Here is a 26,893-nt window from a genome sequence, read left to right as displayed (position 1 = left end):
AACTCACCGCTGCTTAATGTTAGCAAGAAAAGTCGATCGTTCTTCCGGGAATAGCGGCACAACCTTTTCAAGCGAGTTAGGGAATGCAGAACGCAGATGGCCTCCAAAAAGCCACCCAACTTTATCGCCAGTGGTCATATCCTTCATGACAGCATTAATGCCTACTTCATGCATGACCTGAATTGCCATTTCAAAATCATTGGCACAACAAACCACGTATCGATTAGTCTGAAGGATAGTTCGTTCGATACCCCTCCGGTCCAGTTCTTTACCTACCAGATCATCGAGAAGCCCTTGCACAGTGTGAGTAAACAGGTTCCAGTTATCCATTGTTACAATCACCGGATGCACGGGCTTACCGTTTGGCTTCCAAGAGGGGTATTGCCCTTCCGTCGCGTCACGCAATGTCGCGTACACTTGGCCGATCGCTTTTGCCAGCTTCTTAAACTGATTTGTCACAGCATCTTGCGGAGCCAGATACACCTTCGCGGCGTTGCCCATTTTGAGCAACTTCACCTCAACGAACAGTGACGCGGTATCATCCTCTATAATCCAATCAACCGTATCCTTTGGCGCACCTTTCTTACCGTATCGCTCTTCGGGATAGACGCGAAATTTGCCCTTGTTCGCTCGACCAAAAACATCGCCCATATATGTTTGAAACGCTGGGCCAAGATATGCACTGAGCGCATCCACATCGTGACCCGCGATGTCGAAATATAGGCCGTCTGTAATTCGGCGAGCCAACAGGCCCGGTATCGGGCAAATGATGCGACTTCCATCTTCAATGCGGATCAATGGGTGAAGCCAGAGCGGACTGAACGTGTAGCTCCAATTCTCATCCAAGGAACGCGCATTCAATGTCGCTTGCCTGAGAGGTACGAGGTCGGTTGTAAGGTTCTCTATCAGGGAACGGCAATTGAATTGCAGCAAATTAGACGCGTTTTCTGGCCAATCTGGCGTGATGGCAAAATGTTGCATATAGGTCGCCAACGCCGCGAAGCCACCGAGCGCCACCTGTTCAGTCGTTAGACCGTAAACATCTTGCACGACCCCATCCATGCCGGGATACCGATACATTCTTCGCAGCCGGGTAAACGAAGTGTGGCCAACGCCGTTCTGCCAATGGAATTGGCGGTGCGCGATGCGGGACATTTCCGCAAAGATGTTCTCAGTGGTCGCCTCATGTGCCTGCTCTTCGGTCCATTTTAACTTGTTCAGAAGAGCAGCGACCTCCTTCCAAGCGGTGACTTGATCCCCGCGAACCGCATCGCAGTGCAGGATCGCCTCACGCGCAAGCGTATCCAACTCCCATTGGAAAAAACCCAATCTGGTCCAATCTTTTTGCGGATACGGATTAGCCGCGTCGAGATAGGGTGGAAGACGATTGCCGAACTCGATGTGATTTGACAGATACCAAATCGCTTGAAGCATCGACGTGAGATTATATTTCCGCAGGGAATTTCGCAGAGGTTTGAAGCATTCCATAACCGGCTGATAAGCCAAGCGAGTTACAACGCCAATGCCTATGGGATCGCGCCATGACGAAACAGGGTGGCTGAACGAACGTGACGGCCAATGGATATTGCGCCGGGACGAAGGGGGCCGCTGGCGTCTGGACGTAGGGTTCTGGACTGCATGGCGATCCCGCAAGCTGATAGGCAAGCGGGTTCGCATTGTCGGGAGGCGGGGCGAGTTCGACCTGCTGAACGTTGATCGGATTGAAGCGCTTTAGGCGGTGCCGCCGAATGTCAGTTTGAAGAGCGCTGCATTAGCGCGCCCGATGATGTCGATTGTAAGGTCCGCGAATTGCCCGCAGGGCGTCAGGGAAGCCCACAAGGGCGCCCGATACTCTACGCCCGTCTCGCGCAACCACGGCCCTAGCTGACGCTCTATGAGCGGTTCCCAGCCATGTTCCTCGACCTCGTTGCCGATGCTGTGGCCGCATGGGTTTGGGAGCCGGATCGCCATGGGGAAGAATTTGCGAGCAGGCATCACATTGCCTCCCTTGCTGCACGGCGTATCTGCGCCAAGACATTAGAGTAGCTGCGCCCAGCCTCTGACCCTGTGCCTCCGGGGAATATGCCGACCTTTCGGCCTGCTATGATTATGACGTAGTGGCGACGCTTCCGTATAATCTCCCATACGACGCCTAGCTTATCTAGGTCGCCCTCTAACTTGCGTAACAGTTTCACTTCATGTTCCTCAATCGGCGGAATTGCCGATCTGCTTGCCGGTCGAGGAACGGACCCCCGCACCGTCTTATCGACCTCCCTTTGAAATGAGAGGTCGATAGCGACGGCGAAGAGTCCGCTTGTCAGCTTATCAATGTGCTTCCGGTGGATTGTCATCATATGGGCGGATGAAGCGCGAGCCGTGGTAGTAGCCGCCGTTCATCAAGGCCGAGCTGCCTTCCCATTCAGCTATCTTGGCGCGAAGTCTTCGCACTTCATTGTCGAAACCTCCAATCTGCATCTGTCGCTTTTGAATTTCGACGGTGGTGCGGAGTAGCTGGTTTTCATCCTCTAGAATCTTGATACGCGCTTTCAGTTGATCCTCAGTCATTGGTCTTATCCTTAAAGCGATATTGCACCCCCTTACTTCCGCGACCTTTCTCCATAGGGAAGTCTGCGCGGTTCTGAATCAAGTCATTCATGATCCTGCCGAACATGATCTGGTTGGTGTTGTCCTTCGGGAATGCCACTTGCTCCCACAGACGATATGTCTCATGCAGAGAACTTGCGGTTTCCCACTTAGGAAAGTTCTTTGCATTGTCGCGCATCCATACTTCAACGGGATGCTGATTGCGGTTCTCTTCCTGCTGCTGGCCTAGTAGGTCGATGAAGTCGGCGGTAACAATCGGGTCTTTCGCTGTCTCATCAACGCTCTGCCATAGAAGGGTCCAATCAACAGCATTCAGCGCGTCCCAATCTGGGTTCAGTGTCCATGCTAGTTCAGCGAAGCGGCGACCGCCGGTTTCGTCCCTGAATAGCTGTCCGAGGCTCTTGTTAGAGCAGCCGATTAGGGTTGACTGGTTCTGCACTGGCGCACTGTGGTTCTGTCGCATCGCACGGATGGAACGCGCTTCGGCAGTGATAGCGTTCTTTACAATGTCAACGTCTGCCTTTTTGGCAAAGCCCATCTCGTCAATGAACAGGATCAGGGAGTTCCAAATGTCGGCGGTCTTGCCGTCCGTGATTAGCTGAAAGTCCACCTCGCGCTTAAAATGCTCCAGCGGTCGCGTCATGGCTAACACGAACTGCGTCTTACCCTTACCCTGTGGGCCGGTCAGCACAGGCATTAGGTGGTTCGTGACCTCCATGCCGCGAGCCTTACGCTTCACCTGCCACATGAATTTTTTAATGACCGCTGTAGGGAAGCCCGGAGCCGTGTCTGTTACATCGAAGCAGGCTGCTTCCATCGCCGCCCACATTGCCTGTCCAGCTTCGCCTGTAGCGCGACCCTTCTGGTACTGGATGAGCAACATGGCCTCCACCTTCAGCTTGCGGGTCGTTTCCTCCTGCCATGATGCAATCGCATCGCTGATAACGCTGTCTCGAAAGCCCAGGTCGTATTTGTCGGCGAGCAGGCGCAGTTCACGGCCAAAGCTGTCGATATTTGCGCCCTCCGCGTTCGCAACATCATATGCCAGACGCGTTTCGGTGCTGGTGTCGCAGTTGTATCGGTTAATCTCTTCCGTGCCGACCTTGTAGGATCGACTACGCTTGATGACGCCTGATGGCGTTAGGGTGATCTTCTCGCGCTCTGCATAGCCACGCACATAGTCTTCTGCATCCTTGGGAACGAACCCGATAGCGGCCTTCACGCGGGCGTCACGCGCAATGCGCTTCATCAGCTTGTCGAAGTGGGCCTTCGTCATGATGCTGTTCGCGGTCAGCCAATCGCGGATCGCGCTGTTATCTTCGTTGATGTCGAGAAGGGTCAGCGTTGCATAAGCGTCGAACGGCTGCTTAGCAATGTGCCGCTTTGTTAGGCAGGTAATCATGTCGCTCAGCATGTCTGCATAGCTTGCATGATCTTGCTGTAGTTCCGGAAGAACGCCGGTCTTGGTGCTGTCAGTTCCGACGATTGTTAGTTGGGGCTTTGCACCCTCTTCTGTCTTTTGCATTTGTTACCTCATAAAAAAGTCCACTGCATGTGGACCGCCAAGAACACATACAGTGGACGAAACTCTTTTATGGGTATCGAGTAAGCAGACCACTGCCGAAGGTGGCAGCATTTGGCGGTCTGCTTCCTTCGCCTTTATTTATACATGAAGCCCCGTTTGGGCGTCAAAATTGAAATAGCCGGTGCAAAGTGTGTAGGATGATCGGGTATCCTACACCCATCCTACACACCTTTTTTGGATGGTTGATGTTCTAGAACCCCCGTGTTTGTTGGGTTTAGTAGTGGAGAGTGTAGGAGTGTAGGATATGTAGGATGATTTATTAGAAAAAAATAAGACGAAATAATTTTTATAATTGGTAAGAAGAAATACCCATTTATGTTACATCATCCTACACTCCTACACACCTGACGCCCCACAAGGCGCGCGATCAATCCTCCGGCTCATCATCCTCAAAGAACCAGTTGAACGCCTCGTCACCGAAGCTCTTGCGGAGATAGGTCGGGAAGCAGTCCAATGACAGTATGCCGCCTTGATAGCTCCAACTATCTGCTGTCCCGTCGATATAGTATCCGCCGAAGACCATCCCACATTCGAAGTAGTAGGCTTCAACGGCCCAGCCACTCTCGTTCAGATATTCGTAGAAGGTGATTGGCGGTTGCCATGCGCTGTCGAACTCGATGTAGATATAGCCACCTTTCCTCTCGATATAACCGCTCGACGGATCGATGTCCCACTTCACTCCCCACTGGCTCATGCGGTCAACATACCATGTTGGGAGGCCGTTAGGACTTGGGGTATTGTCCACCACGACAGGCAGATATGCGTTCATCATATTGCCAGCCCTGAACGCAGATTCAAATTCAACAGCAGCATCTACAGTAGGCGCGACAAGGCGCACCCGGTTTTCACACCAGTTAGGCATTAGTCCTCAACAAGTCACCGGAACGCCGGTTCGCGAAGCCACTCTTTGGTTCGATCTTGACCGGCGACATTGCGCCGCCGGTCATCATGTTAGAGAATTGGCCCGTCAGGCTCGTTAGGAACTTTATACAGGTCTCGGAATGCGGTGTTCTGCATTTGAACCCACCATTCACGCGCCCATTTTTGTCCCTGCCACTCTACCGGCAGGGAGAAGGCATCCTTAGTGTAGGTGAAAAGATCGGTTATGATCTTTCCGCACTCGGGTAGATACGTCACTTCATTTGAGGCAGGCAACTGCTCGATAACGATGGCAGCGTCCCCCCACTGGCCAGCCTTGTGCCATACAAGCGAACGCGCCCAATTCATCGGCAGTCCTTTACAATGGTCGGCTACCGTCGCCAGCGTCGGTCCAAAGGGCAATCCTGCGCCGCGGAATGATTCGAACGCTTCCAGGCCCTTGTGATGGCTGAAGCGCAGGTGGTTAGGCGCACCGGCGTCCCGTTCCATACCCGCGATATGAAGGTTGCCCCAAATCTCGCCAGTCGGATCGGCTACCAGTCTGGTGTTCTCGCCATTGTCGAAGCGCAGCCTGAATTTCATAGCCTGTTGCTTATTCAGCCGCAGAAATGTGTTAGGATACTCCGGGAAACGCTTCAACGCGCCGCGCTTCAACGTGACCCTCTTATGGTCCTCGTAAGCGACGTAACTCCCTAGCAGTTCCTTGATTGCGTTCCTCCACGCTCTCTCGGTCCGCATCAAAGCAACATGACTATACTGAGCAGCAGTAGATGTTGCAGTGTCCATGACAGACTGCTGTTCGTCGTCTAACCAAAAATGTTTCATCTTATACTCCATGCGGCGACATTGCCGATCTCATGCCGATGGAGTTGTTTGGCCCGGAATTTCACCGGGCCTAGATGTCAGCGATTTATGTAGTCGAATAGCTGCTTGAGCCCATCATTGAACTTCTCGGCCATTTCAGGCTCCATCGCCATTCCGACTTGGAAGTAGATCACCACTTGTTCGCCGTCGCGCTTTTGCAAAAGTTCAAACTCGTCGCCTTGGTCTATCATGCCTGCGACAAGACCCTTGAGCGCCCTAACAGCCAGTTCAGGGCTTAGAGTCTCTTCCGGCTCTGGTTCGGCCGATTTTTGCGGAAATTGAATTACGTTCACCACTTGTTCCTATCACACGATCGCTCGCGCAGAAAACTGCGCCGACTACTTGAGCCTGATAAAAGAGTCGATCTGAGCCCGGAACGTGGGGCTGGTCGAGGCGCGCTCGCCGTCGATGGACTTCCTATAGCCATGCTCCTGCTCTGCTGGCAATATCTTTCGAAAGCATAAAAAATGCCCCCAGCGTCCCAAAATGGGAATCTGGAGGCATCCTTATAATATAGCGGGATTGAGCAGCCCGGTCGAGCGCATCTCGACGCAGTTATTTAAGCAGCGCCATGAAGTCCTCTAGCGACAGCACGACCAGCGGCTCCTTCCGGTCGGCTTTAATGACGGCAACCGGCGTTAGATCATTCTGAGAAGCAGCCTGCGCGAGCGCGTCATATACTAGCGCGATCTTCGCCCTGGCCTTACATTCCACGCTATAGGGAAATGCTGCCTTGGCCGCCGTCGATAGCTGAATATCCTCCCCATTGCTGCCCATTGGACAGCTACGAACGTCATCCTCTGTCAGCGCCGGATACTTTGCCAGCACGGCGTCACGAACTTTATGCTGTAGCTTGCGGCCCTTCGCCTTCGCGGCTGAAGTTGAAATCCGGGCCATTATTCGGCCCTCACGAACAGCAGCGCCTCAGCGGCTCGACGACGCACTAGGCCAGCTAGGATCACGCCCCCGGCTTTATTCCACTTTGGGAACTGTCCAGCCGCGCTCGCATAGTCACCTGCGTTCAACTTCTTCAAAAGGGTTGAACTAGCGAGATTGCCAACTCCGACATTGTAGGCGAACGATACTAGCGCACCTAGTTGGTTGTCGGACACAGGAACTTTTACAAGTGCGCGCACCTTCTTTTCAAAAGCGTCATACTCTTCAACAAGCCAAGCGTCGGCTTGTGCCTGCGTGCAAGTATCACCCTTCTTGACGTTGGTAGTGCGCCCATAGCCAATGGTCCAAACTTTGGCGGGACATTGGTAGGCAGTGAGTTTGCAGCCTTCAAACTGCTTGATTAGGTCTAAGCCATTACGGGATGAGTTTGTCATCCCCTACTTAGCGGTATCTATATCGCTCCGCTTTCTGACCTTCTCCAACAAGCAGTTCTTGCAGCAATGCTGAGGAGAGAAGCGACCCGTTATACAACGGGCTTCGCCATGATTACTGCACGGTCATCCTCGCAGACGGGAACGGCTTAGCCATTGCACAGGCTCCCGCAAAGTCCGTGGACAGCCATTCCTCATACTGACCGGGATCGAGGATCACCGGCATAGCCTTCGGATGCAACGGCGCTACCAACTCGTTCGGCTCACTCGTCAGGAAAGCGAAGACCGGGCCGTGTTGGCAGTTGCGCCATATCCCCGCGAATGCGGCTATCGGCCGGTCCACTATATTGAACCACCATTCCTCACGCCCCTGCCCTATCTTCGGTTCTGCAAAGGTCGAGAACGGGACAAGGCAACGCTGCGTCGGATTGGCCAGCATGGACTTCCAAAAGTTGCTTGAGAGATTGCGGACGTTGGTGACGCGCTTCTCCAGCATCTTGCCGCTGGCACCCCTGACCTGACATGGAACGCCCCAGGCCATGACATCGCTCAAAACCAAGCCATCAACTTTGCGAACGATCATCGCTGAACGTTTGGGGTAAACGTCGCTGGCATATTCTGCGTTGGGCTGGCGAATGTCATAGCCCGCATATTCACGCCAAAGCGGTATCTGGTCTGGATTGTTGCGGTAGTGATTGCACATCGTCGGATCAGCAACCGGCCTGTTTTTCGGGGTTCATCACCTCCGCCACAGCATCGTAGCTATCCACGAGTTCCAGCGTCCGACCATCGGAAAATACGACAAGCGTACCGTCATCGCTGGGCTGGAAATAGTCGATCTGATCCAGATTGATCGTCACCGGATTGCCGTCCAGCAGGTTAAATTCCGCTACCATCGACGCCTCCTATGCTGCGCAATTATGCACGATAGCCAAATAACCACCAGCCGCCAGATTGGATCACCTCGCTATCGCTTGGTCGCAACCCTCTTGCAGAATCGTTCTTCATTTGTTCTCATGGAACATAACGCGACTCAGAGGAACGAACGATGGACAGGCTTGAAGAAGCATTCAGCGCGCTCGTGGCGCATATCGAAAAGCACGGCCATAAAGGCCCGATGAATGGTTATGATGTGATCGCCATCGAACTCGGCATGAACATGGAAGACCAATCGGACGGCTCCGACATCGACCAGTCATTCGAGATGAGCGATGACGCTGGTTCGATTGCCTTCTCCTATTTCCTGCTACCGGCCTTCTCCGACGACCAAGCAGTTGAGGAAACCTATCGGCTTGTGCTGACCCGCACCGATGCTGTTAGCCAAGAACGGGTATGGCGCTATCTCGACGGGAAGCTAGATCAAGAGCCGCTCCAGAAGGCTGCTTGAGCGCAGATAGAATGCAGTGGGCCATAATCTCAGGTGGGACACCCTAAACGACTTCACCAGTCGTGACGCGAATATCTACGCCCACTGCTTTCTCTGCAATCGGACAGGCACATTCGATAGCCACGCACTCGCGAGGTATTTCCGGCGCAAGGGCTGGCACCTCGGTCTGACCATCGTTTACCAGAAGCTGGTCTGTAAGAATTGCGGACGACCGGCCGGGAAAATCGGCCCAACGCGCAGGCTGGCCGACAGGGAACTTCCGAGACTTAGGCGTTTAGAATAGGCGCTTACATTCGCTACGGATGCGTTATAGAAATCGGCATGAGACGGTCCACGATACACGGCTTGTTGATGATAGGCGCGATTGCCGCCGGTCAGTGGGTCGAAAAGAATACCAGCATATCTGGCCTCTTTGTCATCGTGGCCGCGTTGGTCATTCTGATCCCCCTATCCTTCTACAGTTATATGCGGCCATGGGGCCGTCGCCGGAAATGGCGCCCGCGCGTAGTTGGTCAACAGCGGCGCCCATACGATAAACGGGTAAGATCGAATGGCTGGCACCAGCCAAAGGAACGCCAATTTCCGGCATGGTCCGTTTACGCCGTTGCCGCTGTCCTCATGGTCAGCACCTTCTGCGTGGTGTTCTTTTGGCCAAGCGATCAACCTACCCAAGCTGCCGCTAACACAAACCCGTCATCACCACCGACCACCCTGCTTGATGCCCCGGCGACGAAAGTTGAGAGCAAGCCCGCGCCAGCCATTAGATCGGAGGTAGCTTACCCGAACGCAAGCGAACCGGCATATGGCCGCTTCCTGTGCGATGTAAGCAGCATCACGGATGGCGACACACTGCGCTGCGCCGATGGCACACGCATTCGCCTACATGCTGTGGCAGCGCGTGAGAGCGACGAAACTTGCAAGCCCGGCCACCCCTGCCCTTCGGCATCGGCAGCGTCGGCAACCGCTATGCTATCGCAACTTGCATCGGGCCAAACTCTGCAATGCGAGCAGACCGGCACCAGCTATAACCGCGTGACCGCCGTTTGCTGGAACCAGCAGAACACCGAAATCAACTGCGCGATGGTCAACAGCGGCACGACCGTTGTTTGGCCGAAGTTCAACGCGCAACGCCCTATCTGCAATTGAATCTGAGCGATTGAGGCCCGTCTTGACAATAATCGTTCCGCTTCCGATCTATCCGGCATGACAAGTCCGATCTTCATCAACTCCGAACAGCAAGGCATCATCGAAGAGATCAAGGCGCTCGACGCCCGCTTCGGTGCTGACCGGACGCTATTTCATTCTCTCAATGCCATCGAGGCGGCTAAGGCGCTGATTGATAAGGCAATCGCGGTTAAACTGGATTCCCGGTTTTACCACCCGCTGCAAATCTGGATTTCGCTTCACGATGCGGAGGCGAGGTTGCCCGAACACTTGCGATCGTGGCAGCCCAAGGCATAACGAAAGCCTGCTGAAATCCGCGTTCTTTCGCGGATTTTTGTCCTCTACAATCTATGCGGCTTGCTCGAACGAAACACAGGATTTTCAGCCGACATTATGCCTAGGAGAAAATAGCCTAGGAAAATGGAAGGTGCCCTGTCACTTTGAGTGAGTTAGGCACCGACATACACGAAATGATGCTGCCCGCAGCAGAATGACGGTGCAAGAGGACGACATGGCGACTTACGAAGAGATTGCAAAGGCTGTTTTTGGTCGTGAGGTTATGGATGAAATCTATGACATCTATAATGCAAGGAAAGGCGGCTACGAGAATGTCGATCGTGCAGCGATAAAGAGGGTTTTTGACCGATTTCCTAACGCGACCGATAAAGAGAAAAACAGCGTCGAAATGTGGGCGGCTGTTCAGACTAGGTAGTATCACCGCTTATATGAGAAGCAGCCTCCTTGCCTTCGGGCTTATCCTCACATCATGTTCCAATCCTCCGGCACATGACTTCGCGGTGCTGGCCGAACGATGCGAATGCCTCAACGGAGGAATGTGTATCAGGGTCGAGCCAACCCCCGAAATAAAGGATGTGAGCAATCAACAATGTCGCAAGATGGGTTGGCTTGATAAGCGAACATACTGCTCCTTCGACCTGAAGACATATGACACGGAAGACCACCTAAAAGCGCGCCCTCTTTCGACCACCCATGCCTTCTCCATCATGGGAACCAGCAAACGGGGGCAAGAGTGCGTTGACCAGTCATCCATTGGCCCACTTTAGCAGCAGCGCCTAGAAATTCCGCAGTTTTGCGTTATTTTTGTCCTCTACAATTTATGCGGCTTGCTCGACCACCGGATAGCCCAGCAGGGTCGCCGGTTGTCCCACAGCCAGGGAAGGCTGCCAGATGAACGCGCCGTCACTGGTCTTCATCTTGCGAATGACCGACAGCGTCGCCGAATTCATCACGAAACAGGCCCCCTGGCGATAGGGCGCGCGCAACGCCTGCACCAGGTCGATCAGCTTGTCCTGCCCCGACGCGGCAAAGGCGCCCGACGCGCCCGACGCCACATATTGCAGCGACCCGAAGGCCCGCACGCTGTCCACCTCATTGGTGGTCGTATAGGTCAGGAAGCCCTTGGGCTTGTTCGTCCCATTGCCGTTGACGAAGGCCGCGCCCTCCGCCGCCGCGAACTCGCGGGCGATCTCGCCCGCCAGCCAGCTTTCGACATCGAACTGCGCATCGTCCAGCATCGCCTGGCTCGCCGCCGGATTGGCGTAAAGCTCGCCCGAAGGGGGCACGATCTCGTTGAAGCTCGGCGTCGCCGTCTCCGCCCGCGCGCCCGTCTCGCTGGCCCAGCCCGACACGATGCCGCCGGCCGTCACCAGCTTGCGATAGCCCGCCGTCCCGGTCCGCACGACATTGGCGATCGAACGAATGGGCGAAATCGCCTTCAGCGTCGCCCCGATGATCTGGTCGATCTCCCGCGGCACCGCATAGCCGCCCGCCGCGCCCGACGCCCCGGAAAAGCTCTTCAGCTCGACTCCGGCCTCCAGCCCCTGCCGCACATATCTCTCGACAAAGGCGCCGCGCTGCGGATCGACCGCCCCGCCCTTGACGCCATCCAGCGCCGGCCGCTGCTGCATCAGCAGGGCCCCCTTCAGCGCCGCCACCTCGCTCTCCAGTCCCGCAATGCGTTCACCCTGCACCACCGCGTCAAAGCTCGCTTCCAACTGATCCGTCATCCACCACTCCCACGAAAAAGGGCGGCCCAACCGGACCGCCCGAACACTTCCTTCTCCCAGCGGGAAAAGGATACGAAACCTTGGCGACCCAGCCGCCTAGGCGAAGTTGGATGAGGGCGACTGCCTCACCCGAAATTCAAATACCAAATCAACCCCCGCCGGGGCGCGACCAGCACCAGCGCCTCGCCACCATTGATTATTCGGACCCAGTTGCCCTTTTCCCGCATCGCGTCCTCATACCCTTCCACCAGGCGAAAGCGGCGTGCCGTGTCTGACGCGCAAGTCACCGCGCTATCGGCATGCAAGGTGATCTGTCTGCCCAAAGGCGCCAGAGCGGCATGCTGGTCATCAATAAGGGCGAGCGGGCTAGGCCGCCAGCCTCCGGGCAATTTACCGCCGCGCAACAATGCAAAACGGGCGTTGTCGGACAAGCGATAGACGCCGAAGGAGCAGCCTTCCCGCAAGCCGAAGGTGGAGTTGAACGCCAGCACCTCCGACCATTGGACCTCGGCCGGCAGCATGCTTCGCGGCTCGCGCCACTTCACATAACCACAAAAGCCAAGCGGCAATACCAATAGCGAGGCAAAGAAGACGGCCAGCCATCTACCACCGCGTTTTGCCCCACCCTTGTCCATGCCGATCTCCTTTTCTGCCGGAACAAGGCCTAGTCTCAATCTCTTAACGCCTCACTCCACCGCGATCACCCTCGCCCGATCCTGCATCGGATGGGTCACGACACTGACCTCCACCACCTCCAGTTCCAGCAGTTCACGCGGCGCTTTCCCCCGCGCCTCCCGCACCCGATAGCCAAAGGACAAGCCGTCCACCGCCTTCTCCCGCAACGCCCGCGCCGCCTCCCGCCCAGCGGCGGTCCGTGCCGACACCCGACCGATCACGCGCAATCCGTGGCGGTCCTCCTCGACCTTCTCCACCGTCCCGATCACCTCGCCCGGCCGGTGCTGCCACAGCAGCGGCATCCCTGCCGCCACCCCGGCAAAGGCCCCCGCCCTCACCACGTCACCGCCCCGATCCACCCGGTCGAACACCGCCGCATAGCCAGCAAACCGGACGTCACTCATGCCCCAGCCCCAGCAATCCCATCTTCACCGCCATCCCCAGCAGCATCAGCGCCGTCACGATCCGCACGACCCATGCGACCACGGCGCCGCGCGCCGCCTTCTTCGCGTCGCGCCAGGCACCCAGCAGTTCGCGCAATTCCCGCACATCCGCCTCGGCCCCGCGATCCGCCAGCCCCAGCCGCGCCAGCGCCCGCCCGGCGCCCAATTCGCTCGCCTCCTCGATCAGCGCCCGGATCATCAGCATGTCCATCCCCACCGGCTGCACCTCGGCCTGCGCCACCAGCCGCGCCAGCATCTCTCCATCATGTTTCATCCCTTGACTCCACACCCGCCGCCTCAACCCATGCCCAGCATCGCCTTCTTCTCCTCCGCCGACAGGAAGTCCGCCGCCGCCACCCGGTCCCACAGCGCGCCGCGCTCCTCGTACAGCGCGGGCACCGCATCCAGGTCGGCGCTCAGGCACAGCGCCGGCCACCAGCCCTGCAACCCCTGCGCCAGCCCGCCCCAGATCTTCGCCAGCAGCGGCAGGATCGTCTGCCGCCACAGCGCCCGGTTGGCCTCGCGATAATTGGCGTAGCTATTGTCCCCCGGCAGTCCCATCAGCATCGGCGGCACGCCAAAGGCGAGCGCGATCTCCCGCGCCGCCGCCGCCTTCAGCCCGACGAAATCCATCTCGGCGGGCGTCAGGCTCATCGCCTTCCAGTCCAGCCCGCCCTCCAGCAGCATCGGCCGCCCGGCATTGGCCGCGCCGGAAAAGGCCATCTCCATCTCCCGCTTGACCCGCTCGAACTGTTCGGGGCTCATCACCGATCCGTCACCCGGATCATAGACCATCGCTCCCGAAGGCCGCGCCGCATTGTCCAGCAGCGCCTTGTTCCACACCGTCGCCGCATTGTGGATCGCCACCGCCCCGGCCGCCGCGCCGACGCAGCCCAGCCCGTAATGATCGTCCAGCGGATGCAGCGCCTTCAGATGCACGATCCCGGTCCGTCCGGCGCTATCCTCCGGCGACAGGCGCGTCACGCTTTCGCCGACGCGATACAGATAGGCCGCCGGCCAGCCCCGCGCATCCGCCTCCACGCTCACCCGTTCGGGCCGCAGTGCATAGAGTTCGCTCGGCATCCCGTCCGCGCCCAGGATGATCTGGACATAGGCGTTGCCGTGCAGCAGCAGGTGGCTCGCCACCGTCTCGACCAGCGACTGGCCGGAGGAACAGCGCGTCACCAGCGCCTTCACCCGCCCCCGGACATCCTCCGCGACGCCGCCGACGACCGGCACTGTCCCGCCCGCCCCCTCCGCCACCAGCCGCAGGGCGCGCTGCGCCACCGGATTGCCGACCACCCCGGCGCGCACCTGCTGCTCATAGCTGGCCGGCCATTCGCCCAGCGCGACCCCGCCCGAACCCCAGGCACGCGCCAACACCGGCCGCGCCCCGCCGCGCGCCGCCTTCACTCCGAAAAATTTCATTAGATGCACCCACAAAAAATCCTCCCTCCGGAACCCGGGGGGAGGATAGTGAAGGTCGACGACGCCCAGCCGCCTACCGAAAGCTATATGGGGGCTGTCCCGCCCCCGACATCCTCAGGGATTACGCGCCAGGACCCGGTCGCAGGCCGAATTCGTCCCTTCGCTCTTGCCGATCACGCGGCCCGCCACGGCGCCCGCCGCACCGGCCAGCAGGGACTCGCCCAGGCTGCCACCGGCCAGCGCGCCCACGCCCGCGCCACCCGCCGCGCCGATCACCGTGCCCTTGTCCCGCCCCTTCTTGGCCTGGAGCAGGCAATAGCGCACATCATCCCGGTCCCGCGGCGCGGCCCGCGCCACCCGCGCCCGCTCCTTGCTGTTCAGCGAAGCCGCCAGCACCGGCGAGCCCACCAGCGCCAGCCCCGCGGCAGCCATCGTCCATTTGGCCAATCTCATGACCCGATCTCCTTGCAAATCACACGAAAGGACTACGCAGACCCCCGCACTCTTGTTCCCTCATTCCGCCACCGCAACAGAGCCTGTCCCCGCGCCGTTCCGTGCTCCTGCGAAGGCAGGAACAGGAAGGAACCCGGCTTCCCCTAAATCCCCCGCACCCGCGCATCCCCGCGCCGCCCCAGCATCAACTCCGTCAGGCCCCAGACCAGTGCATCCGCGCGATCCGGCGATCGCCCCGGCCCCTCATATCCACCGCCCAGCATCATCCCGCACATCTGGTCCTCCAGCTCCGGAAAGCTCCCGCGATGCGCCACCCGCCCGGCCTCGTACAACGCCGCCACCGGCTCTGCCCGCGCCACCTTGCCCCGACTCGCATGCACCAGCCGCACGGGCAGCCCGGCCTCGGCCGCGCGCAGCACGCTCTCCACCATCGCGCCGCCATTATTGGCCTCGGCCACCACCCGGTCCGCGCCATGCAACAGCGCCGCCGCCGCCGCCGCTCGCGCCCAGCCCTCGGGCGTCGCCCCCTCCACGGTCGCATCGGCAATCACATAGGCCCGCCGGTCCTCGCCCAGCCCGACCACCACGATCCCGCAGGCATCTCCATGGGCGGAGGCGGGCGGATCGACCGCCACCACCACCCGCGCCAGCGCGCCACGCACATGCGCCACCCGGCACCGCTCCAGCAGGTCCCGGCGCCACAATGCGCCCTCGATCTCCTCGATCAGTTCGCCGTCCAGTTCCTGCCGCCCCAGCCGCGTGCCGCCATAGCCGCGCTCCATCGCCGCGAGGAACCCTTCGGCCAGATGCGCGACATTGTCCGCCGTCCGCCCCCGCGTCACGGCCACGTCGACGCCGCTGCGCGCCACCAGTCCCCGCAGCAGGGCGACGGGCCGCGGCGTCGTCGTCGCCAGCACGCGCGGCGCCGCGCCCAACCGCATCCCCATCATCAGATTGTCCCAGACGGCCTCGCCGCCCGCCCATTTGGCGATCTCGTCGGCCCAGCCATGGCTGAACTGCGGCCCGCGCAGGCTCTCCGCCTCCGCCGCGCCATAAAGCGTCGCGACCGCGCCATTGGGCCAGACCAGCTTGCGCAGCGCCGGCGCGAAGGCCGGCCGGTTCCACCAGGGCGCGATGGACAACAGGCCCGACGCCCCCTCCACCATCACCGCGCGCGCCTCGCCCAGCGTCGCCCCGACCAGCGCGATCCGCGCCGACGGGTCGCTCTCCGCAATGCCGCGCACCCATTCCGCCCCGGCCCGCGTCTTGCCGAACCCGCGTCCCGCCATCATCAGCCAGATGCGCCAGTCCCCTTCGGGCGCCAGTTGCTCCGGCCGCGCCAGCCAGCGCCAGTCATGCGCCAGCGCATCGGCCGCCGCCGCGCTCAGCCCCGCCAGCACCCGCTCGCGCGCGCCCTCCGGCAGATGCGCCAGCCGCTCGAAATCCGAAAGAGCCATGCACCGCCTCCATTCATCGATTTTCTCCCGGCCCGGATTTGGCCGACCCGCGCCCCGCCCCTATATGGCCGCCATGAGTTCGATCCGCCCCGCCCGCACCGCCGATGGCGCCCGCCTGCTCGACATCTGGCGCAAGGCCGTCGACGCGACCCATGATTTCCTGACGCCGTCAGACCGCGTCGCGATAGAGGCGGAGGTCGCCGCCTTCCTGCCCCATGCCCCCGCCTGGCTCGCCACCGACCCGGACGATCACGCCATCGGCTTCATGCTGATCGACGGCACACATATGGAGGCGCTGTTCATCGATCCCGCATGGCGCGGCCAGGGCGTCGGCCGCCGCCTGGTCGACCACGCCCTATCGCTCCACCCCACGCTCACCACCGACGTCAACGAACAGAATGCCCAGGCGATCGGCTTCTACGAAGCCATGCGCTTCGCCCGCACCGGCCGCTCCGACCAGGACAGCCAGGGCCGCCCCTACCCCCTGATCCACCTCCGCTACGCCCCCTGAAGGCATGGCTGGAAACGACCATTTGCGGACATTCAGCCTGGCCAGTCATAACCATCAACATTGAAAATCTTTCCCCAGTCTTCGGCCAGCGCCTCAAGTTCGAGGGTGCGGTAGGCCGCGTGGTCCGAAAGGCACATATCGCGAGCGAAGCGGTGGAAAGTGCCGCCCTCGCTTAACGCTGCCTGCATTTCACAGTCAGGGCTATTCCAAGCATCCCAGTGCTTTTCACTCTCGGCCAACAGAGCAACGAGCCGGTCTGGCGAATGAAAGTTCGTGGAAACCTGTTGCGCGGTCATAAGCTGCTTCGCAACCGCCGCGCGCCGAGCTTCCCACGCCAAACGCGAGAATGTCGCACAATCGTTCATCGCTCTCTGATAGGTTCCATGCTCATTTTCACAGGTATCTAAGGCGCGGCGCACGCATACCAAGGGATCAGAGAGTGGGCGGTTGGCCTCTGTAAGACACTCCCCGATCACTGTCTTGGCGCTGGCAGGGCCATGTTCGTCTATCCATCTGTCAGGGTTGGCGGCCAAAGCCGCAACGAGCAATCCAACAGCCACGCTCATGAATGCTCCCCTACTGCAATATTATCTGTTGCATTATCGGCACATAAGCCGCCCGTCGTCAAACCACCCCGAAATCCCCCTATCCCCCACTCCGCTTCCGCACCTCATCCAGCGCCACCCGCAACCGCGCCACCGCATCATCGCCATCCGGCCGCTCCACGCTCTCCAGCCGCTGCATCTCCTCCACCTCCTTCTCATGCGCCCTGAACAGCAGCGCCTGGATCATGTGCGGATGCCCGCGCCTGATCTTCCGGCTCTTGACCGCCCCTTCCGCGTCCAGCACGATCTCCTCATCCTCGATGCCGAACAGCGCCTGCCGCAGCATCAGCGCCCTCAACTCCTCATGTCCGATGCTCAGCGCCTGCTTCCACGCCCGCGCAAAGGCCGGATCGCGCCGCTTGAGATAATAGACCGTCGACAAATTCCGTCCGACGACCCGCGCCGCCTCGCTGACGTTGCAGGTGAGCGCCAGCGTCTCCAGGAACTTCTGCCGCAGTGCGGGCGTCCAGCCATTCTTCCGCACCGCCCGCATCTGCGGCGCGACGCCCAGCGCGCCCTGCGGCCCATTTTCCAGCGCCAGCACCCGCTCGGGCGCATCGGCCCGACCGCCGAACCGGCTTCTCTTCCCTTCTCCGTCCGCCACAGCCAATCCCCCGCATGCAAAGCAAAAGGGCCGGCCCCGCAAGGACCAGCCCTTCAGCGCCTCTCCGGCGACTCACATTTTCCCAATATCGACTTATGTGCCAGAACAGCGTTACGATGTCAAGAAAAATGTTCCATATAGGTTAAATCAGCGCAGCCAACTCACCGCCCCGCATCGTCCGCGCCCGCCACGCTGCGCGTATAGTCGATCCTGATCCGCACCCAGCTTCCCACCATCACCTTGCCGTTGACCCGCGGCGGCAACACCAGAAATTGCCACGCCGCCAGCCGAACCGCCTTGGCAAAGCCCGACCCTTGGGGCGATTCGCCCAGCGCCTGGCAGTTTTCGACATGATAATGATCCACCGTCTTGCACGCGACCAGGCCCCATCCACTGGCCGGCGCATTGACGGGAAGGTAGCCAGCCAGTTCCGCATGATTCGGCCGGCGGTACCATTCGGCGTCGAACAATTGCACGCCGCCCGGCCCTTCGCCCGGCCCGGCCACGGCCGCGCTGTTGCCCGGGCCAGTCGCTCCGTCCGCCGCGCCCTTCTTCGCCATCTTGCCGATGTCGGCGGACGCCAGCTGCTGGCTGTCCATCACCAGGAAGGGCAATGGAGAAGGCGGCTGCTCGACCGGCTTCACCACCGGACGGTTGGGCCTGACCACTGGCTGCACCTGCCGCTGTGCCGGTTTCTCCTGCTTCTTCTTCTCGCTCTTCTTCTTCTCGCTCTTCTTCGCCTTGCTCTGCGCCTTCTCCGCCTTGGGCGCGGGCGCCATCTCGAACGTCACCGGATTGCGCAGGTCGGGCAACCGGATCACCGGATCGGGCGCCAGCGTCAGCAACGCCAGCAGCAGCAGCGCATTGAACAGCAGAGCCAGCAGCAATCCGCCGCCGCGCTCGCGCCATTGGGAAGGAAGGGACAAGGTCAATTTCACTCGGTGCGCCGGGCCGGACTCAGAAGGGGGTCATGCCCAGACGCCGCCGCGCCGTCAACGCCGTGGCGTCAACAGATGTCCTCCTCCCGGACGACAGGACGACTTTCCCGGGTCGCCCGCATCCGGCTCGCCTTGTCTTCCGGGTCGGAGGTCAACACGACATGATCCTCATGCACCTCCAGCAGCACGCCGGCAAAGGGCATGCCCTCCAGGCTGCCCGTCACCCGGTAGCTGACCGAATCGCCGACCTTGAAGGTCGCCGGATCAGTGTTGAAATCAAAGGGGCAGGCGCCCGTTCCCATGCCTAACATATGCGTATCTCCTACAGGCCACATAGCTAGTGCAGTCCTGCCATGGCTTTCAAGCCCCCGTCGCTTTCAAACGCCGCCGCTCTCAAACCTCACCGCCTTCAGACCCCTGTCGCTTCCATCGCCGCCGCGCTACAGCGCGCCATGCCCATCCGCCTCGCCACCCTGTCCGACCTCCCGCGCCTGCACCCGGTGATAGAGCGTGCCTATCGCGGCGACACCGCCAGCGAAAGCTGGGCCGTCCAGTCCGCGCCACCCGCCAGCCCACGCACCAGCCTGCCCGCACTGGCGGACATCCTCGCCGATCCCGCCGAACGGCTGCTCATCGCATCGGGACCGGACGGCGCGCCCGCCGGCTGCGTCCAGATCTCCGACCGGGGCGACGGCCGCGCCTATCTCGGCCTGCTCTGCGTCGATCCGGCACTTCAGTCCGATGGCCTTGGCCATCGCCTCATCACGGCCGCCGAACAGCTCGCCGCCACCGACTTCGGCACCCGGCGGATGGAAATGACCGTGATCTCCACCCATCACAAGCTCATCCAATATTATCAGCGACGCGGCTATGAACCCACCGGGGAACGGCGCCCCTATCCCGTCTTGCTCGATCCGCCGCAGCAGATGATCGTCCTGGCAAAAGCACTGGCGGCCCGAAAGCAGTTCGGCTAGGGCCTCAACCCGATGCTCACAAAGCTCTACCAATGGACGCTGGCGAAAGCCGCCCACGCCCACGCCGAACGCTGGCTCTTCGTCATCAGCTTCATGGAAAGCAGCTTCTTCCCCATCCCCCCGCACCCGCTGCTGGGCCTGATGTGCCTTGCCCGCCCTGAACGCGCGATCCGCTTCGGCCTGATATGCACCATCGCCTCGGTGCTGGGCGGCCTGTTCGGCTATGCCATCGGCCATTTCCTCTATGAAACGGTCGGGCAACAGATATTGCACGCCCTTGGCCTTGCCGCCAAATTCCCCGTCGCCGCCTGCTATCTGCGCGATTACGGGGCAGAGATCATCCTGATCAAGGGCGCGACGCCGATCCCCTTCAAGCTCATCACCATCACGGCGGGCTTCATCGGCCTGTCGCTCTTCACCTTCCTCTGGGCCAGCGTGCTCAGCCGCGCCTTCCAGTTCATGCTGGTGGGCTTCCTCTTCTGGAAGTTCGGCCGCCCGATCAAGGCGTTCATCGAGAAATATCTCGGCCTGCTGTCCGCCGCCTTCCTGGTGCTGCTGGTCGGCGGTTTCATCGCGGCCTCGGCCCTGTCGGGCGGCGGGGAGAAAAGCGACAAGTGCAGCAACGCCACCATGGCCACGCTGCACTGACCGGCGGCGGCATGAGGCAGATTCCGTCCCGCGTGCCGAAACTCGCCGCCCTGCTCGCCGGATGCCTGGCGGCCACGGGCTTCGAACCGCTGAACCTCTGGCCGCTCACCCTGGCCTGCTTCGCGCTGCTCATCGTCCTGATCGAACAGGCCCCCGACCGCCGCAGCGCCTTCATGCGCGGCTGGCTGTTCGGCGTCGGCCATTTCACCCTGGGCCTCAACTGGATCGCCCACGCCTTCACCTTCCAGGACGCGATGCCCCACTGGTTCGGCTATGGCGCGGTTTTCCTCCTGTCCCTCTATCTGGCCGTCTATCCCGGCCTGGCGACGCTCGCCGCCTGGTGGCTCAGGCACCGGGTACGGACCGCCATGCTCTGGCGCAACCAGGAACGGGCCGCACTTCCCCTCATCCTCTTCCTCGCCGCCACCTGGCTCGCCTCCGAATATCTCCGTGCGACCGTCTTCACCGGATTCGCCTGGAACCCGTTGGGCGTCATCCTCCTCCCCACCGGCATGGCGATCGCCGCCACGCTGATCGGCACCTATGGCCTGGGCGCGCTCGCCATCCTCGCATCCGGCGCGCTCCTCCTCGCCCTTCGCCGCCGGACCGGGCCCGCCGCCGCCATCACCGCACCGCTCTGCGCCCTCGCCCTCTGGGGTAATTTCTCGCCCGCGCCGCCCACTCCGGCCGGCGCGCCGCGCATTCGCGTGGTCCAGCCCAATATCGGCCAGGACGAAAAATATTCGCCCGAACTCGAACAGGCCCATTTCCGCACCCTCGCCGCCCTGTCGGGCACGCCGCGCCCCGCACCGCGCCTGATCTTCTGGCCGGAAGCCGCCATTCCCGCCTATCTCGACATGGAACCGGAATGGCGCGCCCGGCTGGCGGCCCTGCTCGGCCCCGGCGACCTCCTGATGACCGGCGCCACCAAGGTCTATTTCAAGCAGGTCGCGAAAGACGGGATCGCGGAAAACGCGCTCGCCGGCGCCAACAACAGCCTGTTCGTCGTGGATAGCGGCGCCCGCCTGCTGGGCCGCTACGACAAGTCCCATCTTGTCCCCTATGGCGAATATCTGCCGATGCGGAACATCCTCCAGCCGCTCGGCCTCTCCCGCCTTGTCCCCGGCGATGTCGATTTCTGGCCCGGCCCCGGCCCGCAAAGCCTGACCCTGCCCGCCACCCTTGGCCGTCCGCAGCTCAGCATGGGCGGCCAGATCTGCTACGAAATCATCTTCTCCGGTCAGGTGGTGGACAAGGCGCACCGTCCCGACTTCCTCTTCAACCCCTCCAACGACGCCTGGTTCGGCAGCTGGGGGCCCGTCCAGCATCTGGCGCAGGCCCGCCTCCGCGCGCTGGAGGAGGGCATTCCCGTCGTCCGCTCCACCCCCACCGGAATCTCCGCGGTGGTCGATGCCCGCGGCCGTATATTGAACAGCATCGGCCATCATCGGGCAGGCTATATCGACACCGCACTGCCCCCCGCGCTGCCGCCGACGCTTTTCTCCCACCTCGGCAACCTGGCGCCTTTCGCCTTCATGGCCGTGCTTATCCTGCTGGCCATTGCCACCCGCAGAACGACCCGCTAATAGCCACATAAACTTTTCTTTATGTCGCCTGCTCAAACAGCGTGCTAACGGGAGTCCCATGCGCAACAACTATCTCTTCACCTCGGAATCCGTCTCCGAAGGCCATCCCGACAAGGTCGCAGACCAGATTTCCGACGCCATTGTCGACCTCTTCCTGTCGAAGGATCCGGAAGCCCGCATCGCGTGCGAAACGCTGACCACGACGCAACTCGTCGTGCTGGCGGGCGAAATCCGCTGCAAGGGCGTCTATGAAGATGGCGAATGGGCGCCCGGCGCGCAGGAAGAGATTGAGAGCGCCGTACGCGAAACGGTGAAGCGCATCGGCTATGAACAGGACGGCTTCCATTGGGAAAGCTTCCGCTTCGAAAACAATCTGCACGCCCAGTCCGCGCATATCGCGCAGGGCGTGGACGCGGCCGGGAACAAGGATGAGGGCGCCGGCGACCAGGGCATCATGTTCGGCTTCGCCTGCGACGAGACGCCCGACCTCATGCCCGCGACGCTGGACTACAGCCACAAGATCCTGGCGAAGATGGCCGCCGACCGCCACAGCGGCCGCGCCCCCTTCCTGGAACCCGACGCCAAGAGCCAGGTGACGCTGCGCTTCGAAAATGGCAAGCCTGCCGCGGCCACCGCCATCGTCGTCTCGACCCAGCACGCCAAGGGCTATGACGAGGGCGCGAAGGAAGCGGAACTCAAAAATTACGTGAAGGGCGTCATCGCCGAAGTCCTGCCCGGCAACCTGCTCTCCGACGAGACCGTCTACCACATCAACCCGACCGGCAGCTTCGAGATCGGCGGCCCGGACGGCGATGCCGGCCTTACCGGCCGCAAGATCATCGTCGACACCTATGGCGGCGCCTCGCCCCATGGTGGCGGCGCCTTCAGCGGCAAGGACCCGACGAAGGTCGACCGTTCGGCCGCCTATATCACCCGCTATCTTGCGAAGAACATCGTCGCCGCCGGCCTCGCCCGCCGCTGCACGATCCAGCTTGCCTACGCCATCGGCGTGTCGGAACCGCTGTCGCTCTATGTCGACACCCACGGCACCGGAACGGTCGGCGACGACCGGATCGAGCAGGCGATCAGGAACATCAAGGAACTGGGCGGCCTCACCCCGCGCGGCATCCGCACCCATCTGGGCCTCAACAAGCCGATCTATCAGCCCACCGCCGCCTATGGCCATTTCGGACGAAAGGCGGAGGGCGACTTCTTCCCCTGGGAACGCACCGACCTGGTGGAAAAGCTCAAGGCCGCGCTTTAACCGCACTGAAAAGGCCATGCCGATAAAGGGGTTGCCGGTCGCCCGGCAGCCCCTTCTTCTTATGCCCTTACCTTTCCTTAACCATGCCAGGCCTAGCGCGCGACGGATCAAGGAGACATGGTTTGGCCTCTTCCCTCTCATATGGCACCAGCGGCGCCGAAGCCGCCTGGACCGCCCTCAACCGCAGCCAGGCGGTGATAGAGTTCGCGCTGGACGGCACGATCCTGACCGCCAATGCAAATTTCCTGTCCCTGATGGGTTATCAGCTCGAAGAGGTCGTCGGCCAGCATCACCGGATCTTCTGCGCGCCGGACCATGCCGCTTCGCAGGATTATGCCGATTTCTGGCGGAAACTCGGCTCCGGCTCATTCGACGCGGGCGCCTATGACCGCCGCGACCGCCACGGTCGCGAAATCTGGTTGCAGGCGACCTATAATCCCGTCTTCCAAGCCGACGGCACGCCGCTCAAGGTGGTCAAGATCGCCACCGACATCACCCGCCAGGTCCGGCAGGAGCAGGAGGCCCGCCACCGCCTCGCCGACAGCCACCGCCTTCAGCATGATCTGGAGCGGCAGAAGAACGCGCTGCAAAGGACCATGGACCAGTTGGCCGACATCGTCTCCACCATCCGGGGAATCGCGGCCCAGACCAACATGCTCGCCCTCAACGCCCGGATCGAGGCTGCCCGCGCCGGCGAGGCCGGGCGCGGCTTCGCGGTCGTCGCGGGCGAGGTCAAGAAACTGGCCGACGACACCCGCGTCGCCACGGAACGCGCCGCGGCCATGATGCAGCAGGAAGGCATCGGAATCGCGTGCTCCGGCGCGCGCTGACGCCCGCCTCGCATTGCGGCAACATGACGAAAAGTTCATTGGCATGCCGCCTGCAAAACGCCCATAAACAGGGCGTCGGACCCGCACCCCTGTCGGGTCCGGCAACCCTCTTACCAAGGGGAATGCGATGACCAGGTCACTGACTTCCGCCCTCCTCGGCCTTGCTCTCGTGGTTGGCAGCGCCGCCCCAGCGCTCGCCGCACCCTGCAAGGACGCGAAGGGAAAGTTCGTCAAATGTCCGCCCAAGCCGGTTGCCAAGAAGGGACCGTGCAAGGACGCCAAAGGCCGCTTCACGAAGTGCAAATGACCTGACGGGTTCCGCGCCGACCCTCATCGAACGCGGCACCCGATCCCTCGCACCCCAAGGAACAAGCCGGCGCCCGCCCACGGCGTCAGGCCTGAGCCTCCTGTCCCCGGCCCAACCTCCTCAACACCGGGGACAGGAGGCGCCCCATTGCGCCTCGATCTTCTTGCCGCTCCCTCCCATTTCGATCGACCCGGCATCTTTATCCGCGGGGTGATTTCGTTCGCCTCGAAAATGCTCTATCGGGCCGCGCATGACTGCGCATAAATCCGGCGATCCCACCACGCTCAACCGCCTCTACGGCCGCCAATCCGGGCACAAGCTCCGCAAGGGGCAGCAGGAACTGGTCGACACCCTGCTGCCGGCCCTTTCCGTGCCGGAGGAGGGGGAAGTCACCGCCGCTGGCCTGTTCGGCTATGATCGCCCGCTGCATTTCGAGATCGGCTTTGGCGGCGGCGAACATCTCGCCTATCGCGCGGACCTGCTGCCCGATCATGGCTTCATCGGCTGCGAACCCTTTCTGAACGGCGTCGTCACGGCGCTCGGCCATGTCCGCGACCAGGCGCTGGGCAATGTCCGCCTCCATATGGGCGACGCGCTATCGGTCCTCAGCCGGATACCGGACGGTGCGCTCAGCTTCGTCTATCTGCTCCATCCCGACCCCTGGCCAAAGGCCCGCCATGCCAAGCGCCGGATGATGAACCCCGGCCCCGTTGCGATGATCGCGCGAAAGCTCAAGCCCGGCGGCGAATTCCGCTTCGGCACGGATCACCCCGTCTATCTGCGCTGGGCGCTGATGGTGATGAACGGCCATCCCGATTTTGAATGGCTGGCCAGCACCCCCCGGGATTTTCAGAACCGCCCCGGCGGCTGGCCCGAAACCCGCTACGAAGCCAAGGCGCGCAGCCTTGGCCATGAAGTCTGGTATATGAAATTTCAACGTCGTTAATATAAGAACCCATCGGATAACTGCGATTTCCGGCTTAACCATGTGCAAATAAGGAAAATTCCTTCGGCATCTCGTGATTGTCCGATGATTACTTTTCGGCGATGGGTCATAAGGTTTTTTGCTTCTGCTATTTCGAAGCCTGCCAGTTTTGGCAAAAAAGCGATCCGGCCTGAGGAGGAACCAAGCAGCCAAGGACGGTTCCCCGCCGGTTTTCCTATAGTGTTAGCGGGAAGATTAAGACAGCGGATACACCTTACGAGAAAAGGCACATGACGAACGCGACTTCTGGTTAGCACGGATGCACAGGCCTAAACTTCTGAGGTCCGATATCCCAGCAGGGCTTGCGTGAAATCCGGATGCTGGCTGATGCATGGACACACACCTCACGCTTCGGCGCGGGCAGGTTCGCCATAAGTAGCCCGACTCTCGTTTGCATAACGGCGCGCCAGAAATGCACATACGATCAACTGGATCTGGTGGAAGACCATCAGGGGCAGGATAACCAGACCCACTTGCGCGGCCGGGAACAGCACGCCCGCCATGGGCACTCCCGATGCGAGGCTCTTCTTCGACCCGCAGAACTGCAGGACGACCAGATCTTCCCGGGCGAGACCAAGGACCTGGCCCATTGCCCGCGTGGCGAGGAGCACCAGCGCCAGCAACAGACAGCAGAGCAGAGCGACGACGAGCAACGCCATTGGGGAAACGCGGTGCCATAACCCCTCCCGCACCGCTGCGCCGAAGGAATTGTAGATGACAAGAAGGATCGAACCGCGATCGACATAGGAGAGGAGCGATTTGTGCCGAGCGACGAAGCTGCCGATCACAGGGCGCAGGAGATGCCCGGCGAAGAAGGGCACCAGCAAGTGCAGCACGATCGATTCGAGCGTCCCCAGGGAAATGCCGCCTTGCCCGGCCGCGCCTGACATCAGCAGCGCAACCAGCAACGGCGTCACGAAAATGCCGAGCAGATTGGAGAAGGATGCGCTGCAGACCGCCGCCGCCACATTGCCTCTCGCCACGGCCGTGAAGGCGATGGAGGACTGGACGGTCGAGGGCAGCAACGTCAGGAACAGCAAGCCGGCGGCCAGCGGCCCCAGGCCGAGCGGTACGGCGGTGAAGGCAAGGCCAAACAGGGGAAACAGCAGGAACGTCGTCGCCAGTGCGGCGATGTGGACTTTCCAGTTGCGCGCGCCTTCGCGGATGGCCTCCCGCGACAGCTTGGCCCCGTGCAGGAAGAACAGCAGCGCAATACCGGCGTCCGCAAACCCGTCCATGACCGGGACGAACGCTCCGTGCGCGGGCAGGAGCGACGCCAGCAGCACCGTACCCACCAGCGCGAGGACGAGCGGTTCAAATAAGCCGATTATACGCACGATCATCGAT

The 26,893-nt window shown here is 61.0% G+C and carries 34 protein-coding genes and 1 pseudogene; 12 read left to right on the top strand and 23 right to left on the bottom strand.

From position 1 onward, the window contains the following. Positions 1-3: 3 nt before the first annotated feature. The gene (locus tag MRBLMC3_RS00665) at positions 4-1,506 is read right to left on the bottom strand and encodes a hypothetical protein (protein WP_363825062.1); all 1,503 of its coding nucleotides are present in this window, start codon (positions 1,504-1,506) and stop codon (positions 4-6) included. Positions 1,507-1,522: 16 nt separating this feature from the next. Between MRBLMC3_RS00665 and MRBLMC3_RS00660 the strand changes: the two genes are divergently transcribed. After that, on the top strand, positions 1,523-1,735 hold the full coding sequence (locus MRBLMC3_RS00660) for a DUF5818 domain-containing protein (RefSeq protein WP_363825059.1): 213 nt from the start codon (positions 1,523-1,525) through the stop codon (positions 1,733-1,735). Here MRBLMC3_RS00660 and MRBLMC3_RS00655 read toward each other — a convergent pair. The 10 genes from MRBLMC3_RS00655 to MRBLMC3_RS00610 all read right to left on the bottom strand — a co-directional run bounded on the left by MRBLMC3_RS00655 (position 1,732) and on the right by MRBLMC3_RS00610 (position 8,156). Beyond that, positions 1,732-1,995, bottom strand: a complete 264-nt coding sequence (locus MRBLMC3_RS00655) for a hypothetical protein (protein WP_363825056.1) — start codon at positions 1,993-1,995, stop codon at positions 1,732-1,734. The two genes, MRBLMC3_RS00660 and MRBLMC3_RS00655, sit on opposite strands and share 4 nt — an antisense overlap. Before the next feature lie 330 nt (positions 1,996-2,325). Continuing rightward, positions 2,326-2,565, bottom strand: a complete 240-nt coding sequence (locus MRBLMC3_RS00650) for a hypothetical protein (protein WP_363825053.1) — start codon at positions 2,563-2,565, stop codon at positions 2,326-2,328. After that, complete coding sequence (locus MRBLMC3_RS00645) at positions 2,558-4,129, bottom strand: VapE domain-containing protein (RefSeq protein ID WP_363825051.1); 1,572 nt, start codon at positions 4,127-4,129, stop codon at positions 2,558-2,560. Before MRBLMC3_RS00645 ends, MRBLMC3_RS00650 begins: the two co-directional genes overlap by 8 nt. 427 nt (positions 4,130-4,556) lie before the next feature. After that, positions 4,557-5,051, bottom strand: coding sequence for a hypothetical protein (locus MRBLMC3_RS00640; protein ID WP_363825048.1), 495 nt, complete (start codon positions 5,049-5,051; stop codon positions 4,557-4,559). Between the two features lie 89 nt (positions 5,052-5,140). Beyond that, a complete protein-coding gene (locus MRBLMC3_RS00635) occupies positions 5,141-5,893 on the bottom strand; it encodes a hypothetical protein (protein ID WP_363825045.1) in 753 nt (250 codons plus the stop codon). Positions 5,894-5,970: 77 nt separating this feature from the next. Next, entirely contained in the window at positions 5,971-6,225 is a 255-nt protein-coding gene (locus MRBLMC3_RS00630) for a hypothetical protein (protein ID WP_363825042.1), read from the bottom strand. Positions 6,226-6,487: 262 nt separating this feature from the next. Then, positions 6,488-6,829 carry a hypothetical protein gene (locus tag MRBLMC3_RS00625; protein WP_363825039.1) on the bottom strand — a complete coding sequence of 114 codons (342 nt, stop codon included), beginning with the start codon at positions 6,827-6,829 and terminating at the stop codon, positions 6,488-6,490. Continuing rightward, entirely contained in the window at positions 6,829-7,263 is a 435-nt protein-coding gene (locus tag MRBLMC3_RS00620) for a lysozyme (RefSeq protein ID WP_363825036.1), read from the bottom strand. The genes MRBLMC3_RS00625 and MRBLMC3_RS00620 overlap by 1 nt, the downstream gene beginning before the upstream one ends. A 112-nt stretch (positions 7,264-7,375) precedes the next feature. Continuing rightward, entirely contained in the window at positions 7,376-7,963 is a 588-nt protein-coding gene (locus tag MRBLMC3_RS00615) for an SOS response-associated peptidase family protein (RefSeq protein WP_363825033.1), read from the bottom strand. A gap of 7 nt (positions 7,964-7,970) precedes the next feature. Continuing rightward, the gene (locus tag MRBLMC3_RS00610) at positions 7,971-8,156 is read right to left on the bottom strand and encodes a hypothetical protein (RefSeq protein WP_363825030.1); all 186 of its coding nucleotides are present in this window, start codon (positions 8,154-8,156) and stop codon (positions 7,971-7,973) included. A 152-nt stretch (positions 8,157-8,308) separates the two neighbouring features. On the opposite strand from MRBLMC3_RS00610, the gene MRBLMC3_RS00605 reads away from it, so the two are divergent. The 4 genes from MRBLMC3_RS00605 (at position 8,309) to MRBLMC3_RS00590 (ending at position 10,523) form a co-directional block, all read left to right on the top strand. After that, a complete protein-coding gene (locus MRBLMC3_RS00605; protein ID WP_363825028.1) occupies positions 8,309-8,647 on the top strand; it encodes a hypothetical protein in 339 nt (112 codons plus the stop codon). A gap of 321 nt (positions 8,648-8,968) precedes the next feature. Further along, complete coding sequence (locus MRBLMC3_RS00600; RefSeq protein WP_363825025.1) at positions 8,969-9,793, top strand: thermonuclease family protein; 825 nt, start codon at positions 8,969-8,971, stop codon at positions 9,791-9,793. 57 nt (positions 9,794-9,850) lie between these two features. Further along, the gene (locus MRBLMC3_RS00595) at positions 9,851-10,108 is read left to right on the top strand and encodes a hypothetical protein (RefSeq protein WP_363825022.1); all 258 of its coding nucleotides are present in this window, start codon (positions 9,851-9,853) and stop codon (positions 10,106-10,108) included. Positions 10,109-10,322: 214 nt separating this feature from the next. Continuing rightward, positions 10,323-10,523 (top strand): hypothetical protein, encoded by a 201-nt coding sequence (locus tag MRBLMC3_RS00590; protein WP_363825019.1) that lies wholly within the window; start codon positions 10,323-10,325, stop codon positions 10,521-10,523. A 415-nt stretch (positions 10,524-10,938) separates the two neighbouring features. Here the strand turns inward: MRBLMC3_RS00590 and MRBLMC3_RS00585 are convergent. The 7 genes and pseudogenes from MRBLMC3_RS00585 to MRBLMC3_RS00555 form a co-directional block, all read right to left on the bottom strand. Further along, positions 10,939-11,838: pseudogene (locus tag MRBLMC3_RS00585) on the bottom strand (phage major capsid protein); the annotation flags it as partial. Between the two features lie 125 nt (positions 11,839-11,963). Further along, positions 11,964-12,473: a hypothetical protein gene (locus tag MRBLMC3_RS00580; RefSeq protein ID WP_363825016.1), complete on the bottom strand. Its 510-nt coding sequence runs from the start codon at positions 12,471-12,473 to the stop codon at positions 11,964-11,966. A gap of 51 nt (positions 12,474-12,524) precedes the next feature. Then, positions 12,525-12,917, bottom strand: coding sequence for an HK97 family phage prohead protease (locus tag MRBLMC3_RS00575; RefSeq protein ID WP_363825013.1), 393 nt, complete (start codon positions 12,915-12,917; stop codon positions 12,525-12,527). Further along, complete coding sequence (locus MRBLMC3_RS00570; RefSeq protein WP_363735292.1) at positions 12,910-13,230, bottom strand: DUF6127 family protein; 321 nt, start codon at positions 13,228-13,230, stop codon at positions 12,910-12,912. Before MRBLMC3_RS00570 ends, MRBLMC3_RS00575 begins: the two co-directional genes overlap by 8 nt. 23 nt (positions 13,231-13,253) lie before the next feature. Further along, entirely contained in the window at positions 13,254-14,384 is a 1,131-nt protein-coding gene (locus tag MRBLMC3_RS00565; RefSeq protein WP_363825010.1) for a phage portal protein, read from the bottom strand. Between the two features lie 114 nt (positions 14,385-14,498). Further along, entirely contained in the window at positions 14,499-14,837 is a 339-nt protein-coding gene (locus tag MRBLMC3_RS00560) for a hypothetical protein (protein WP_133651678.1), read from the bottom strand. 143 nt (positions 14,838-14,980) lie between these two features. Further along, positions 14,981-16,294 carry a DNA-packaging protein gene (locus MRBLMC3_RS00555; RefSeq protein ID WP_363825007.1) on the bottom strand — a complete coding sequence of 438 codons (1,314 nt, stop codon included), beginning with the start codon at positions 16,292-16,294 and terminating at the stop codon, positions 14,981-14,983. Between the two features lie 64 nt (positions 16,295-16,358). Here MRBLMC3_RS00555 and MRBLMC3_RS00550 point away from each other — a divergent pair, with 64 nt between their 5' ends. Continuing rightward, entirely contained in the window at positions 16,359-16,805 is a 447-nt protein-coding gene (locus tag MRBLMC3_RS00550) for an acetyltransferase (RefSeq protein ID WP_363826567.1), read from the top strand. Between the two features lie 32 nt (positions 16,806-16,837). Here the strand turns inward: MRBLMC3_RS00550 and MRBLMC3_RS00545 are convergent, their stop codons facing one another. From MRBLMC3_RS00545 to MRBLMC3_RS00530, 4 genes are all read right to left on the bottom strand, one after another. Next, positions 16,838-17,371: a lysozyme inhibitor LprI family protein gene (locus MRBLMC3_RS00545; protein WP_363735154.1), complete on the bottom strand. Its 534-nt coding sequence runs from the start codon at positions 17,369-17,371 to the stop codon at positions 16,838-16,840. Positions 17,372-17,450: 79 nt separating this feature from the next. Then, positions 17,451-18,014: a hypothetical protein gene (locus MRBLMC3_RS00540; RefSeq protein WP_363735296.1), complete on the bottom strand. Its 564-nt coding sequence runs from the start codon at positions 18,012-18,014 to the stop codon at positions 17,451-17,453. Between the two features lie 161 nt (positions 18,015-18,175). Beyond that, a complete protein-coding gene (locus MRBLMC3_RS00535) occupies positions 18,176-18,901 on the bottom strand; it encodes a hypothetical protein (RefSeq protein ID WP_414714623.1) in 726 nt (241 codons plus the stop codon). A gap of 119 nt (positions 18,902-19,020) precedes the next feature. Beyond that, a complete protein-coding gene (locus tag MRBLMC3_RS00530; protein ID WP_133651675.1) occupies positions 19,021-19,263 on the bottom strand; it encodes a hypothetical protein in 243 nt (80 codons plus the stop codon). A 42-nt stretch (positions 19,264-19,305) separates the two neighbouring features. On the opposite strand from MRBLMC3_RS00530, the gene MRBLMC3_RS00525 reads away from it, so the two are divergent. The 6 genes from MRBLMC3_RS00525 (at position 19,306) to trmB (ending at position 25,507) form a co-directional block, all read left to right on the top strand. Continuing rightward, entirely contained in the window at positions 19,306-19,926 is a 621-nt protein-coding gene (locus MRBLMC3_RS00525) for a GNAT family N-acetyltransferase (RefSeq protein ID WP_363825002.1), read from the top strand. Between the two features lie 12 nt (positions 19,927-19,938). Beyond that, complete coding sequence (locus MRBLMC3_RS00520; protein WP_133651674.1) at positions 19,939-20,574, top strand: YqaA family protein; 636 nt, start codon at positions 19,939-19,941, stop codon at positions 20,572-20,574. Between the two features lie 11 nt (positions 20,575-20,585). Beyond that, on the top strand, positions 20,586-22,160 hold the full coding sequence (gene lnt / locus MRBLMC3_RS00515) for an apolipoprotein N-acyltransferase (RefSeq protein ID WP_363826566.1): 1,575 nt from the start codon (positions 20,586-20,588) through the stop codon (positions 22,158-22,160). 58 nt (positions 22,161-22,218) lie between these two features. Beyond that, positions 22,219-23,424 (top strand): methionine adenosyltransferase, encoded by a 1,206-nt coding sequence (gene metK, locus MRBLMC3_RS00510; RefSeq protein ID WP_363735299.1) that lies wholly within the window; start codon positions 22,219-22,221, stop codon positions 23,422-23,424. A 122-nt stretch (positions 23,425-23,546) separates the two neighbouring features. Beyond that, positions 23,547-24,254 (top strand): methyl-accepting chemotaxis protein, encoded by a 708-nt coding sequence (locus MRBLMC3_RS00505; protein ID WP_363735300.1) that lies wholly within the window; start codon positions 23,547-23,549, stop codon positions 24,252-24,254. Between the two features lie 557 nt (positions 24,255-24,811). After that, positions 24,812-25,507, top strand: coding sequence for a tRNA (guanosine(46)-N7)-methyltransferase TrmB (gene trmB, locus MRBLMC3_RS00500; RefSeq protein WP_363735301.1), 696 nt, complete (start codon positions 24,812-24,814; stop codon positions 25,505-25,507). Between the two features lie 383 nt (positions 25,508-25,890). On the opposite strand, the gene MRBLMC3_RS00495 is transcribed toward trmB, so the two are convergent. After that, positions 25,891-26,889, bottom strand: a complete 999-nt coding sequence (locus MRBLMC3_RS00495; RefSeq protein ID WP_363824999.1) for a bile acid:sodium symporter family protein — start codon at positions 26,887-26,889, stop codon at positions 25,891-25,893. Positions 26,890-26,893 lie beyond the last annotated feature (4 nt).

It is taken from the genome of Sphingobium sp. LMC3-1-1.1 (assembly GCF_040676285.1).
GTDB lineage: Bacteria > Pseudomonadota > Alphaproteobacteria > Sphingomonadales > Sphingomonadaceae > Sphingobium.
Note: the sequence above shows the minus strand (reverse complement) of the source record. Positions and strands in the feature narration are given on the sequence as shown.